The organism is Klebsiella sp. K47 (genome assembly GCF_051858335.1).
Lineage (GTDB): Bacteria > Pseudomonadota > Gammaproteobacteria > Enterobacterales > Enterobacteriaceae > Klebsiella > Klebsiella pneumoniae.
This window is the reverse complement of the sequence record NZ_JBPYUI010000038.1, coordinates 22,256-35,025: the sequence shown is the minus strand read 5'-3', so window position 1 is coordinate 35,025 and position 12,770 is coordinate 22,256. Positions and strand designations below refer to the sequence as shown.

The window sequence follows — 12,770 nt, the reverse complement described above, 5'->3', positions numbered from 1 at the left end:
CCATCAGCAAAAGGGGATGATAAGTTTATCACCACCGACTATTTGCAACAGTGCCCGCACAAAGCACATGCCGTCGGGCTTTCAGGGCGCGTGGTTCCTTTTAAACACCAGCTCTGTACCTCTTTTAAAGATCCTTTAATAAATCCTGTAAATACATAACCTGTTCATCGCCTGCCCTGTGGACAGGCTGCAGAGAATGCCCGCCCTTGCAGCGACCTGACGGTCGCGCCGGTTCGGCAACACCAGAAAGAGCTCCCATCGCTTCGCGACGGGCCCCGACCGGAGAACCAAATTAGTTACAGCATTCATAACGTTATTCATCATAAAAACCGGCGCCGGTTTGCCGGCCAGGTGCCCCTCCCCACCACTGAAAAGCGCCGCCGCCCCCGGCCGAAGGCCGGGAGTAGTGTCGCTTTTAATGATGGGTGTTGTAACTATTCTTCTTCATCGCTGTGGGTGGAGCTGCGGTCAGTTGTCTGGTACACGCTCGTAAGCGGCCCTGCGGCCCGCTAACGCGGAGATACGCCCCGGCTGCGGCTGTCGCCTTGCCGGGTCCACTCCGACCGCGTACAGAGGCTCCTGAGGCGTTTTAAGCGGGTATGGCTTGTCAGGGTGGGGGGTGGGATAGGCAGAACCTGTCAAAACAGCAGCCGGCTGCGCCGGGCGACGGCGCCATTTACCCGCGGTACTCCATTCAACTTGGGGTCGTCTCAGAAAACGGAAAATAAAGCACGCTAAGCCGGTGGCAGCGGTCGCAATGGCCTAAACTTCCCCGCACCGACCTTGGCGCTGCTGCGCCATAGGTAATCGCCGGTCAGGTTGATGTGCTCCCACCCCAGCGGCGACAGATATTGCAACAATGTGTCGTCCAGCGCCGTGCCGTTGCCACGCAAAGCACTGGTGGCACGCTCCAGATATACCGTGTTCCACAACACGATGGCCGCCGTCACCAGATTGAGGCCGCTGGCCCGGTAGCGCTGCTGCTCAAAACTGCGGTCGCGGATTTCACCCAATCGGTAGAAGAAGACCGCCCTGGCCAGCGCGTTGCGCGCCTCGCCCTTATTCAGCCCCGCATGGACGCGGCGGCGCAGCTCCACGCTTTGCAGCCAATCCAAAATGAACAGCGTGCGCTCGATGCGCCCCAGCTCGCGCAACGCCACGGCCAAGCCGTTCTGGCGCGGGTAGCTGCCGAGTTTGCGCAGCATCAGCGAAGCCGTTACCGTGCCTTGCTTGATGGAGGTGGCCAGCCGCAGAATTTCATCCCAATGGGCGCGTATTTGCTTGATGTTCAGCCTGTCGCTGCTAATCATCGGCTTGAGCGCGTCATAGGCGGCATCGCCCTTGGGGATGAATAGCTTGGTTTCGCCCAAGTCACGGATACGCGGCGCGAAGCGAAATCCCAGCAAATGCATCAAGCCAAACACGTGATCGGTGAAGCCTGCCGTGTCGGTGTAGTGTTCCTCGATGCGCAAGTCCGACTCGTGGTACAGCAGGCCATCAAGCACGTAAGTTGAATCACGAATGCCCACGTTGACCACCTTGGCACTGAAGGGCGCGTACTGGTCGGAGATATGGGTGTAGAAAGTCCGTCCTGGACTGCTTCCATACTTCGGGTTGATATGACCAGTGCTTTCTGCTTTGCTGCCGGTTCTGAAGTTCTGGCCGTCCGACGATGACGTGGTGCCGTCACCCCAGTTGCCGGCGAAGGGTTGCCGAAACTGCGCATTCACCAGCTCGGCCAGCGCCGTCGAATAGGTTTCATCGCGGATGTGCCAGGCTTGCAGCCAGGACAGCTTGGCGTAGGTGGTGCCAGGGCAGGACTCGGCCATTTTGGTCAGACCCAGGTTGATCGCGTCGGCCAGGATCGTCGTCAACAGCAAGGTTTTGTCCTTGGCCGTGTCGCTGGTCTTCAGGTGTGTGAAGTGGCGGGTGAAGCCCGTCCATTCATCGACCTCCATCAGCAACTCGGTGATTTTGAGGTGCGGCAGCAGCATAGCTGTCTGGTCGATCATGGCTTGCGCGGCGTCTGGTACTGCCGCGTCCAGCGGCGTGATCTTCAGGCCTGACGCGGTGGTGATGATGGCATCCGGTAAGTCGTTGGCCGCAGCCATGCGGTTGACTGTGGCGAGTTGCGCCTCCAACAATTCCAACCGGTCATGCAGGTATTGGTCGCAGTCGGTGGCCACTGCCAGCGGCAATTCGCTGGCCAGCTTCAAAGTGGCGAACTTCTCGACCGGCACCAGGTATTCGTCGAAGTCCTTGAACTGGCGAGAACCCTGCACCCAGACATCACCGGAGCGCAGCGCGTTCTTCAGCTCCGACAGGGCGCATAACTCGTAGTAACGCCGGTCGATGCCGTCGTCGGTCAGAACCAGCTTTGCCCAGCGCGGCTTGATGAATGCGGTTGGCGCATCGGCGGGCACCTTGCGCGCGCTGTCGCTGTTCATGCCGCGCAGCATGTCGATGGCATCGAGCACACCCTTGGCGGCGGGCGCAGCCCGCAATTTGAGCACGCCCAGGAACTGCGGCGCGTAGCGGCGTAGCGTGGCATAGCTTTCACCGATGTGGTGCAGGAAATCAAAGTCGGCAGGCCGCGCCAATGTTTGCGCTTCGGTGACGCTGGCGGCGAAGGTGTCCCAGGGCATAACGGCCTCGATGGCGGCGAACGGATCGCTGCCGCTTTGCTTGGCCTCAATCAACGCTTGACCGATGCGCCCATACATCCGCACCTTGTCGTTGATCGCCTTGCCGGAAGCCTGGAACTGCTGCTGATGCTTGTTCTTGGCCGCGTTGAACAGCTTGCCGATGATGCGATCGTGAAGGTCGATGATTTCATCGGTGACGGTGGCCATGCCTTCGATGGCCAGCGCTACCAGCGTGGCATAGCGTCGTTGCACCTCGAACTTTGCCAGATCAGCAGGCGTCATCTGGCCACCTTCACGAGCGATTTTGAGCAGGCGGTTCTGGTGAACCTGCCGCTCGATGCCTGCGGGCAGATCAAGTGCTTGCCAGGATTTCAGGCGCTCAATATGTTCGAGCATGTGGCGAGAGTTCGGTTTGGCAGGCGACTGGCGCAGCCATGCCAGCCACGTCACTTTACTGCCGTCCTTGCGCTTGAGAAGTTCGTCCAGGCGCTGACGGTGGGGTGATAACAAAGAATCGGTCAGCGCCGCGTAAATGCGTCGGTTGGCACGGGTGATGGCCTCGGCGCTTGCGCGCTCGATGGCATTCATGGCGGGCAGGATAATGCTCTGCCGCCGCAGATTCTCGACAAGTGCGCTCGCCAGCACGATGCCTTTGTCGGTCTGCAAGGCCAGCTCGGTCAATGTATGCACGGCTTGCCGATAGTGGCTCATGGTGAAGGGCTTGAACCCAAAAACCGTTTGCAGCTCGACCAAGTGCTCCCGCCGTGTCTGTTCGCGCTGGCCGTACTCGCTCCAACTTTCCACTGGCATCTTGAGTTGCGCGGCCACCATGCGCAACAGGGGCGGAAACGGAGGCTCATCGACGCCCAAAAAGGTGCCAGGGAATCGCAAGTAGCAAAGCTGCACAGCGAAGCCCAATCGATTCGCGGCGCCGCGACGCTGACGGATCACCGACAGGTCGGTTTCGTTGAACGTGTAGTGCCGTATCAGTTCGTCTTTGGCATCTGGCAGTGCCAGCAGGCTTTCGCGCTCGGTGGCGGACAGGATTGAGCGGCGTGGCATGGTCAGTCTTCCCGCAGGTACTGGTACAAGGTTTCGCGGCTGATGCCGAAGTCACGGGCCACCAAGGTTTTTTGGTCGCCTGCCGCAACTCGCCGTTTCAACTCGGCAATTTGTTCGCTGTTCAGCGATTTCTTTCGTCCCCGGTAGGCACCGCGCTGCTTGGCCAGCACGATTCCCTCGCGCTGACGTTCGCGGATCAGGGCGCGCTCGAACTCAGCGAAGGCTCCCATGACCGACAGCATCAGATTGGCCATCGGTGAGTCCTCGCCGGTGAACTTCAGCCCTTCTTTGACGAACTCCATGCGCACGCCCCGTTGTGTCAGCCCTTGGACGATGCGGCGCAGGTCATCAAGGTTGCGTGCCAGCCTGTCCATGCTATGCACCACCACGGTGTCGCCCTCGCGGACGAAGGCCAGCAGCCTTTCCAGCTCGGGACGCTGGGTGTCCTTGCCAGAAGCCTTGTCGGTGAACACCCGCGCCACCTGAACACCCTCCAATTGCCGTTCCGGGTTCTGGTCGAAGCTGCTGACGCGGACATAGCCGATGCGTTGACCTTGCAAGATGCCTCCAAAGGCAAAAGTGTCAGGATGAAATCTATTACCTTTGACGGAATATGTCAATCAATAGGAAATTTAACTCTATTCTGATGTCGTTTTCAGAAGACGGCTGCACTGAACGTCAGAAGCCGACTGCACTATAGCAGCGGAGGGGTTGGATCCATCAGGCAACGACGGGCTGCTGCCGGCCATCAGCGGACGCAGGGAGGACTTTCCGCAACCGGCCGTTCGATGCGGCACCGATGGCCTTCGCGCAGGGGTAGTGAATCCGCCAGGATTGACTTGCGCTGCCCTACCTCTCACTAGTGAGGGGCGGCAGCGCATCAAGCGGTGAGCGCACTCCGGCACCGCCAACTTTCAGCACATGCGTGTAAATCATCGTCGTAGAGACGTCGGAATGGCCGAGCAGATCCTGCACGGTTCGAATGTCGTAACCGCTGCGGAGCAAGGCCGTCGCGAACGAGTGGCGGAGGGTGTGCGGTGTGGCGGGCTTCGTGATGCCTGCTTGTTCTACGGCACGTTTGAAGGCGCGCTGAAAGGTCTGGTCATACATGTGATGGCGACGCACGACACCGCTCCGTGGATCGGTCGAATGCGTGTGCTGCGCAAAAACCCAGAACCACGGCCAGGAATGCCCGGCGCGCGGATACTTCCGCTCAAGGGCGTCGGGAAGCGCAACGCCGCTGCGGCCCTCGGCCTGGTCCTTCAGCCACCATGCCCGTGCACGCGACAGCTGCTCGCGCAGGCTGGGTGCCAAGCTCTCGGGTAACATCAAGGCCCGATCCTTGGAGCCCTTGCCCTCCCGCACGATGATCGTGCCGTGATCGAAATCCAGATCCTTGACCCGCAGTTGCAAACCCTCACTGATCCGCATGCCCGTTCCATACAGAAGCTGGGCGAACAAACGATGCTCGCCTTCCAGAAAACCGAGGATGCGAACCACTTCATCCGGGGTCAGCACCACCGGCAAGCGCCGCGACGGCCGAGGTCTTCCGATCTCCTGAAGCCAGGGCAGATCCGTGCACAGCACCTTGCCGTAGAAGAACAGCAAGGCCGCCAATGCCTGACGATGCGTGGAGACCGAAACCTTGCGCTCGTTCGCCAGCCAGGACAGAAATGCCTCGACTTCGCTGCTGCCCAAGGTTGCCGGGTGACGCACACCGTGGAAACGGATGAAGGCACGAACCCAGTGGACATAAGCCTGTTCGGTTCGTAAGCTGTAATGCAAGTAGCGTATGCGCTCACGCAACTGGTCCAGAACCTTGACCGAACGCAGCGGTGGTAACGGCGCAGTGGCGGTTTTCATGGCTTGTTATGACTGTTTTTTTGTACAGTCTATGCCTCGGGCATCCAAGCAGCAAGCGCGTTACGCCGTGGGTCGATGTTTGATGTTATGGAGCAGCAACGATGTTACGCAGCAGGGCAGTCGCCCTAAAACAAAGTTAACCTCTGAGGAAGAATTGTGAAACTATCACTAATGGTAGCTATATCGAAGAATGGAGTTATCGGGAATGGCCCTGATATTCCATGGAGTGCCAAAGGTGAACAGCTCCTGTTTAAAGCTATTACCTATAACCAATGGCTGTTGGTTGGACGCAAGACTTTTGAATCAATGGGAGCATTACCCAACCGAAAGTATGCGGTCGTAACACGTTCAAGTTTTACATCTGACAATGAGAACGTAGTGATCTTTCCATCAATTAAAGATGCTTTAACCAACCTAAAGAAAATAACGGATCATGTCATTGTTTCAGGTGGTGGGGAGATATACAAAAGCCTGATCGATCAAGTAGATACACTACATATATCTACAATAGACATCGAGCCGGAAGGTGATGTTTACTTTCCTGAAATCCCCAGCAATTTTAGGCCAGTTTTTACCCAAGACTTCGCCTCTAACATAAATTATAGTTACCAAATCTGGCAAAAGGGTTAACAAGTGGCAGCAACGGATTCGCAAACCTGTCACGCCTTTTGTACCAAAAGCCGCGCCAGGTTTGCGATCCGCTGTGCCAGGCGTTAAACATCATGAGGGAAGCGGTGATCGCCGAAGTATCGACTCAACTATCAGAGGTAGTTGGCGTCATCGAGCGCCATCTCGAACCGACGTTGCTGGCCGTACATTTGTACGGCTCCGCAGTGGATGGCGGCCTGAAGCCACACAGTGATATTGATTTGCTGGTTACGGTGACCGTAAGGCTTGATGAAACAACGCGGCGAGCTTTGATCAACGACCTTTTGGAAACTTCGGCTTCCCCTGGAGAGAGCGAGATTCTCCGCGCTGTAGAAGTCACCATTGTTGTGCACGACGACATCATTCCGTGGCGTTATCCAGCTAAGCGCGAACTGCAATTTGGAGAATGGCAGCGCAATGACATTCTTGCAGGTATCTTCGAGCCAGCCACGATCGACATTGATCTGGCTATCTTGCTGACAAAAGCAAGAGAACATAGCGTTGCCTTGGTAGGTCCAGCGGCGGAGGAACTCTTTGATCCGGTTCCTGAACAGGATCTATTTGAGGCGCTAAATGAAACCTTAACGCTATGGAACTCGCCGCCCGACTGGGCTGGCGATGAGCGAAATGTAGTGCTTACGTTGTCCCGCATTTGGTACAGCGCAGTAACCGGCAGAATCGCGCCGAAGGATGTCGCTGCCGACTGGGCAATGGAGCGCCTGCCGGCCCAGTATCAGCCCGTCATACTTGAAGCTAGACAGGCTTATCTTGGACAAGAAGAAGATCGCTTGGCCTCGCGCGCAGATCAGTTGGAAGAATTTGTTCACTACGTGAAAGGCGAGATCACCAAGGTAGTCGGCAAATAATGTCTAACAATTCGTTCAAGCCGACGCCGCTTCGCGGCGCGGCTTAACTCAAGCGTTAGATGCACTAAGCACATAATTGCTCACAGCCAAACTATCAGGTCAAGTTTGCTTTTATTATTTTTAAGCGTGCATAATAAGCCCTACACAAATTGGGAGATATATCATGAAAGGCTGGCTTTTTCTTGTTATCGCAATAGTTGGCGAAGTAATCGCAACATCCGCATTAAAATCTAGCGAGGGCTTTACTAAGCTTGCCCCTTCCGCCGTTGTCATAATCGGTTATGGCATCGCATTTTATTTTCTTTCTCTGGTTCTGAAATCCATCCCTGTCGGTGTTGCTTATGCAGTCTGGTCGGGACTCGGCGTCGTCATAATTACAGCCATTGCCTGGTTGCTTCATGGGCAAAAGCTTGATGCGTGGGGCTTTGTAGGTATGGGGCTCATAATTGCTGCCTTTTTGCTCGCCCGATCCCCATCGTGGAAGTCGCTGCGGAGGCCGACGCCATGGTGACGGTGTTCGGCATTCTGAATCTCACCGAGGACTCCTTCTTCGATGAGAGCCGGCGGCTAGACCCCGCCGGCGCTGTCACCGCGGCGATCGAAATGCTGCGAGTCGGATCAGACGTCGTGGATGTCGGACCGGCCGCCAGCCATCCGGACGCGAGGCCTGTATCGCCGGCCGATGAGATCAGACGTATTGCGCCGCTCTTAGACGCCCTGTCCGATCAGATGCACCGTGTTTCAATCGACAGCTTCCAACCGGAAACCCAGCGCTATGCGCTCAAGCGCGGCGTGGGCTACCTGAACGATATCCAAGGATTTCCTGACCCTGCGCTCTATCCCGATATTGCTGAGGCGGACTGCAGGCTGGTGGTTATGCACTCAGCGCAGCGGGATGGCATCGCCACCCGCACCGGTCACCTTCGACCCGAAGACGCGCTCGACGAGATTGTGCGGTTCTTCGAGGCGCGGGTTTCCGCCTTGCGACGGAGCGGGGTCGCTGCCGACCGGCTCATCCTCGATCCGGGGATGGGATTTTTCTTGAGCCCCGCACCGGAAACATCGCTGCACGTGCTGTCGAACCTTCAAAAGCTGAAGTCGGCGTTGGGGCTTCCGCTATTGGTCTCGGTGTCGCGGAAATCCTTCTTGGGCGCCACCGTTGGCCTTCCTGTAAAGGATCTGGGTCCAGCGAGCCTTGCGGCGGAACTTCACGCGATCGGCAATGGCGCTGACTACGTCCGCACCCACGCGCCTGGAGATCTGCGAAGCGCAATCACCTTCTCGGAAACCCTCGCGAAATTTCGCAGTCGCGACGCCAGAGACCGAGGGTTAGATCATGCCTAGCATTCACCTTCCGGCCGCCCGCTAGCGGACCCTGGTCAGGTTCCGCGAAGGTGGGCGCAGACATGCTGGGCTCGTCAGGATCAAACTGCACTATGAGGCGGCGGTTCATACCGCGCCAGGGGAGCGAATGGACAGCGAGGAGCCTCCGAACGTTCGGGTCGCCTGCTCGGGTGATATCGACGAGGTTGTGCGGCTGATGCACGACGCTGCGGCGTGGATGTCCGCCAAGGGAACGCCCGCCTGGGACGTCGCGCGGATCGACCGGACATTCGCGGAGACCTTCGTCCTGAGATCCGAGCTCCTAGTCGCGAGTTGCAGCGACGGCATCGTCGGCTGTTGCACCTTGTCGGCCGAGGATCCCGAGTTCTGGCCCGACGCCCTCAAGGGGGAGGCCGCATATCTGCACAAGCTCGCGGTGCGACGGACACATGCGGGCCGGGGTGTCAGCTCCGCGCTGATCGAGGCTTGCCGCCATGCCGCGCGAACGCAGGGGTGCGCCAAGCTGCGGCTCGACTGCCACCCGAACCTGCGTGGCCTATACGAGCGGCTCGGATTCACCCACGTCGACACTTTCAATCCCGGCTGGGATCCAACCTTCATCGCAGAACGCCTAGAACTCGAAATCTAACGTCCGTTCGGGCATCGAGGTCCATGTCGGGGTGGGACGGGCCCGTGGCTTCAAGATCACTTGCAGTCCGACCGCGATGTCTTGGTTGCGCGAGAGGTTGTCGACAGGCCATGCTGAGTGTGCGATGGTTGATCGCTTCCTCGCCGCTCTCCACGGCGACGATGGCCGCCGCCATCAGCAAGTGCGCCAGTTCCCCTATGGTGCCCTCGCTGCGTGTGAGCAGGTAGCGAGCCATGTCCAGCGTGGCAATTGGGGAAGGCCGGCGCAGCGGGAGCGAAGCGGCGAAGCTGGCCAGCAGTGAGCAGCAATCGTCGTTGGCCTCCCATACCGGCAGCATCATCGGCTCGAAGCGATTTTCCAACTGGTCATCGGAGCGGATGGCTAGGTAGGCGTCGCGCGTGCCTACCCCAACCAACGGGATGCGCAGTTCGTTGCCGAGGAAGCGCAGCAGGTTGAGGAATTCCCGGCGGTTGACGCTGTTGCCGGCCAGCACGTTGTGCAGCTCGTCGATCACCAGCATGCGCACGCCGACCTTGCGCAGCAGTGCCAGAGCCAGTTGCTCCATTTCCGGCAACCGTGGGCGTGGGCGCAGCGGCGCGCCCATCGCGGCGAGCAGCGCGACGTAGAAGCGGATCACGGACGGCTCGGACGGCATCTGCACGACCAACACCGGGATGTGCTCCTGGTCGGCGTCGGAGCTGGCCGGGTGGGTGCGGCGGAACTTCTCGACGATCATCGACTTGCCATTGTTGGTCGGGCCAACCAGCAGCAGGTTGGGCATGCGTTGCTTGTTTGGCCACGCATAAAGGGCTTCCAGCCGGTTCAGCGCCTCGACTGCGCGCGGATAGCCGATCCAGCGGTCGGCGCGAAGGCGCTGGATGCGCTCGTCCGCCGGAAGACGGGCCAAGCCCTGGGCCGCCGGCAGCAGGTGGGACAGGTCGATGATGGGATATTCGTCCACGGCTACCACTCCTCAATCTGGTCGAACGGTTTGGCGGGTGGCAAGTTGTCTGCCTGCGGGTCGGCAATATCCGTATCCGGCGGAACGGGCTTGTCCGGCCGAGCTGATGTCTTGAGGTGCTGGCGGCGATCCGCGTCACGCCGCGCCTTGCGTGTGGCCTTCTGCGCGCTGGTCACAATCTCACGCATCTGGCCGATCATGCGGAACAGCGCCGACTCATCCACCTGTTCGCGCCCTTGCTGCCGCAGTTTCGCCAGCGCCTGCCGTTGTTCCCAGAGGGTGACAGCCGGATGCGACAAGGTACGGTAGGGAATTTCCAGGTAATGCTGTCCCTCCGGTTCCAGGACCCAGATACGGCTGATGTCGCGCGGATCGCGCCGGATCAGAAAGGACGGCCAGCGTTCACGCCGCGCAATCCACGGCTTGAGCGCATCGGCGTAGTAGTGGATGTGGTCGATGACAAAGCCGGTGCGGGTCAGCGTGCGCCGGAGGATCGGCAGAAAATCGACCAGGAACGAAGTAGCGCGTGTGACGACGGCCGGTACGCCGACACGCGCCACGGCCTCGGCCCAGCGCGCGGCCGGCGGTTGGAGCAGGCCGTTGTGCACCGAACCGTGGTAGGTGCCGACCGCCAATGTGAGCCAGCGCTCTAGCTCGCGCAGCGTCAGGGCGGCCTTGTTTTCGGAATCGTAGTCGCCGCGCTGGTCAGGGTTGGAGAAGGTCGTTCCCGGCAGTTCGTCGTGAATCATCTGCATCGCCGTGCCGATGATCCGTTCCACGATGCCGCCATAGTGCGGCTGTCCCAGCGGGCGATAGTCCAGCCGGATGCCATGCTGCTCGCAACCCCGGCGCAGGGCCTCGCTCTTGAACTCGGCCGCGTTGTCTAGGTAGAGCAGCAAGGGCTTGCCGCTCATCTGCCAATCCATTTCCACGTTCAGTCCTTCCAGCCAAGGGCGCTTGTCGCAGGCGACATGCACGAGGCACAGGCCAACCGAAACGGCAGACGGCGCTTCCAGCGTGACGACCATGCCGAGCACGCAGCGGGTGAACACGTCGATGGCGAGGGTCAGGTACGGGCGGCCAATAGGTTGCCGGTCGCGGTCATCGACCACGATCAGGTCGATGACCGTATGGTCTATCTGCACCTGCTCCAGCGGCGCGGTCACGGCAGGAGGCTCGCCGCCCACACCTTGTAGGTCACGAGCGGCATCCTGGCCTTCCCGCCGGCGGATGACCTTGCGCGGGTCAAGGCTAGCGATCCGTAAGGCCACGGTATTGCGCGCCGGCACTCGCAGTTTTTGAGCCTTGCACACCTGAGTGACTTCGCGGTGAAAGGCCGCTAGGCTGCGCTTCTGCTTGGTCAGGAACCGCTTTTGCAGTTGCTCGTGGATGACGCGCTCGACCGGTTCCGGCAAGCGCCCCTTACCTTTACCTCCACCGGACTGGCCGGGCACCAGATCCGTCACGAGGCCGCTGCCTTGCCGGGCACGCCGGATCAGAACGTATACCTGGCGCCGAGACAAGCCCAGCGCCTGAGCCGCCATATCGGCCGCTTCGTGCCCGACCGTCTCCGACTGCGCCAACGGACTGATGATCTCCGCACGACGGCGCGCACGCTCCCAAGCCTCATCAGGCAGAGTGGCCACGCCTTGTTCTGGAATCCGTGGGGTGTCCGTCGCCATGCTCACCTCGCTTTGGTGCACACGAGTATTGAGCATAGTCGAGATTGGTGCAGATCACTTCTGATATTGAACTGTCAGGAGCTGGCTGCACAACAGCCATTACGCCCAATCAACTGGTGCAGTCGTCTTCTGAAAATGACATCTGACATCGTTTGCACATGGCATCTGACATCAAGTTAGGGTATGCCTCAATCTGACGGCTGCGAACCGCCAGGGACAGGCGCAATGTCAGATTCTGTCGCGGCCTTGGCGCGTGCCTGGAAGCGTTCATAGCAATCCAGCCCGCAGAAATGTTCGACGTATTCCGCGCCTTCCGGGGTGAAGGCGGCATCGAGCGGAATTTCTTTGCAGCATACGCAGCAGGTGGTGCAACTGGCAGTGTTCGGGGCGTTTGCGTTCATGGTGGTACTCCTCCAGATTGGTAGCGAAGCTCAAAGCTGCCCACTCTCGGCTGGCTGGGAAGCGGTCATGATCTTCCCTTGAAGGCCCGCAGCAGCCGCGTCACAGACAGGACAAACAAGCCGGTCAGCGTGAGGGCTGCAATACCCCAGTGCTCCCCGATGAACGCGCCGGCCGTCGTGCCGGCTAGCACAATGGCGAGAATCGGCAAATGGCAGGGACAGGTGAGCACGGCCAGCGCGCCCCACAAGTAGCCGGTGATCGGTTTGTGCGTCTCAGACGGCAAGTGCTCTGGGCTGTTCATGGCAGACTCTCCGCGTGCTGTGCCGGTTCGGTTGGCATGGCGGCCAGTTGCATTTCGAGGCTGGCCAGGGCCTCGCGCCGACGCTCGACGAGTTGCCGCAACACGGCAAGCTGCGCAGACGCACCGTCACCGTCCGCAGCATCCAGCGCCCGGCACAGCCGCGCCAGTGCGTCCAGGCCGATACCCGCTTCGAAGGCAGCCCGTACAAAGCGCAGCCGTTGCAACGCGGTGTCATCGAACAAGCCGTAGCCGCCCGTGGTGTACGCGACCGGCCGTAGCAATCCGCGCAGCAGGTAGTCGCGCACGATATGCACGCTCACCCCGGCATCAAGGGCCAGCCGGGACACTGTGTAGGCGCTCATTGAACA

At 59.6% G+C, this 12,770-nt stretch carries 12 protein-coding genes and 2 pseudogenes; 5 read left to right on the top strand and 9 right to left on the bottom strand.

Annotated elements, in window-relative coordinates; all coding sequences use genetic code 11:
* Positions 1 to 734: 734 nt before the first annotated feature.
* The 3 genes from RRF55_RS24885 to intI1 form a co-directional block, all read right to left on the bottom strand.
* On the bottom strand, positions 735 to 3,707 hold the full coding sequence (locus RRF55_RS24885) for a Tn3 family transposase (protein WP_001138073.1): 2,973 nt from the start codon (positions 3,705 to 3,707) through the stop codon (positions 735 to 737).
* Between the two features lie 2 nt (positions 3,708 to 3,709).
* Positions 3,710 to 4,267: a recombinase family protein gene (locus RRF55_RS24880; protein WP_001162012.1), complete on the bottom strand. Its 558-nt coding sequence runs from the start codon at positions 4,265 to 4,267 to the stop codon at positions 3,710 to 3,712.
* Between the two features lie 289 nt (positions 4,268 to 4,556).
* The gene (gene intI1, locus RRF55_RS24875; RefSeq protein ID WP_000845048.1) at positions 4,557 to 5,570 is read right to left on the bottom strand and encodes a class 1 integron integrase IntI1; all 1,014 of its coding nucleotides are present in this window, start codon (positions 5,568 to 5,570) and stop codon (positions 4,557 to 4,559) included.
* Between the two features lie 156 nt (positions 5,571 to 5,726).
* Between intI1 and dfrA1 the strand changes: the two genes are divergently transcribed.
* From dfrA1 to RRF55_RS24850, 5 genes and pseudogenes are all read left to right on the top strand, one after another.
* Positions 5,727 to 6,200 carry a trimethoprim-resistant dihydrofolate reductase DfrA1 gene (gene dfrA1, locus RRF55_RS24870; protein ID WP_000777555.1) on the top strand — a complete coding sequence of 158 codons (474 nt, stop codon included), beginning with the start codon at positions 5,727 to 5,729 and terminating at the stop codon, positions 6,198 to 6,200.
* A 92-nt stretch (positions 6,201 to 6,292) separates the two neighbouring features.
* Positions 6,293 to 7,131, top strand: a pseudogene (aadA1, locus tag RRF55_RS24865) (ANT(3'')-Ia family aminoglycoside nucleotidyltransferase AadA1).
* Positions 7,132 to 7,247: 116 nt separating this feature from the next.
* Positions 7,248 to 7,595, top strand: a complete 348-nt coding sequence (locus tag RRF55_RS24860) for a quaternary ammonium compound efflux SMR transporter QacE delta 1 (RefSeq protein ID WP_000679427.1) — start codon at positions 7,248 to 7,250, stop codon at positions 7,593 to 7,595.
* Positions 7,589 to 8,428 carry a sulfonamide-resistant dihydropteroate synthase Sul1 gene (gene sul1, locus RRF55_RS24855; protein ID WP_000259031.1) on the top strand — a complete coding sequence of 280 codons (840 nt, stop codon included), beginning with the start codon at positions 7,589 to 7,591 and terminating at the stop codon, positions 8,426 to 8,428. The genes RRF55_RS24860 and sul1 overlap by 7 nt, the downstream gene beginning before the upstream one ends.
* 127 nt (positions 8,429 to 8,555) lie before the next feature.
* Positions 8,556 to 9,056, top strand: a complete 501-nt coding sequence (locus RRF55_RS24850; RefSeq protein ID WP_000376623.1) for a GNAT family N-acetyltransferase — start codon at positions 8,556 to 8,558, stop codon at positions 9,054 to 9,056.
* On the opposite strand, the gene RRF55_RS24845 is transcribed toward RRF55_RS24850, so the two are convergent.
* The 6 genes and pseudogenes from RRF55_RS24845 to merD form a co-directional block, all read right to left on the bottom strand.
* The gene (locus RRF55_RS24845; protein ID WP_001381192.1) at positions 9,025 to 10,017 is read right to left on the bottom strand and encodes a TniB family NTP-binding protein; all 993 of its coding nucleotides are present in this window, start codon (positions 10,015 to 10,017) and stop codon (positions 9,025 to 9,027) included. The genes RRF55_RS24850 and RRF55_RS24845 overlap by 32 nt on opposite strands.
* A gap of 2 nt (positions 10,018 to 10,019) precedes the next feature.
* Positions 10,020 to 11,699 carry a Mu transposase C-terminal domain-containing protein gene (locus RRF55_RS24840; RefSeq protein ID WP_023287121.1) on the bottom strand — a complete coding sequence of 560 codons (1,680 nt, stop codon included), beginning with the start codon at positions 11,697 to 11,699 and terminating at the stop codon, positions 10,020 to 10,022.
* 74 nt (positions 11,700 to 11,773) lie between these two features.
* Positions 11,774 to 11,842: pseudogene (locus tag RRF55_RS24835) on the bottom strand (EAL domain-containing protein); the annotation flags it as partial.
* Between the two features lie 45 nt (positions 11,843 to 11,887).
* Positions 11,888 to 12,100 carry a DUF3330 domain-containing protein gene (locus RRF55_RS24830; protein ID WP_000993245.1) on the bottom strand — a complete coding sequence of 71 codons (213 nt, stop codon included), beginning with the start codon at positions 12,098 to 12,100 and terminating at the stop codon, positions 11,888 to 11,890.
* A gap of 65 nt (positions 12,101 to 12,165) precedes the next feature.
* A complete protein-coding gene (gene merE / locus RRF55_RS24825) occupies positions 12,166 to 12,402 on the bottom strand; it encodes a broad-spectrum mercury transporter MerE (RefSeq protein WP_001087807.1) in 237 nt (78 codons plus the stop codon).
* Complete coding sequence (gene merD, locus RRF55_RS24820) at positions 12,399 to 12,764, bottom strand: mercury resistance co-regulator MerD (protein WP_001277466.1); 366 nt, start codon at positions 12,762 to 12,764, stop codon at positions 12,399 to 12,401. Before merD ends, merE begins: the two co-directional genes overlap by 4 nt.
* Positions 12,765 to 12,770: the final 6 nt, after the last annotated feature.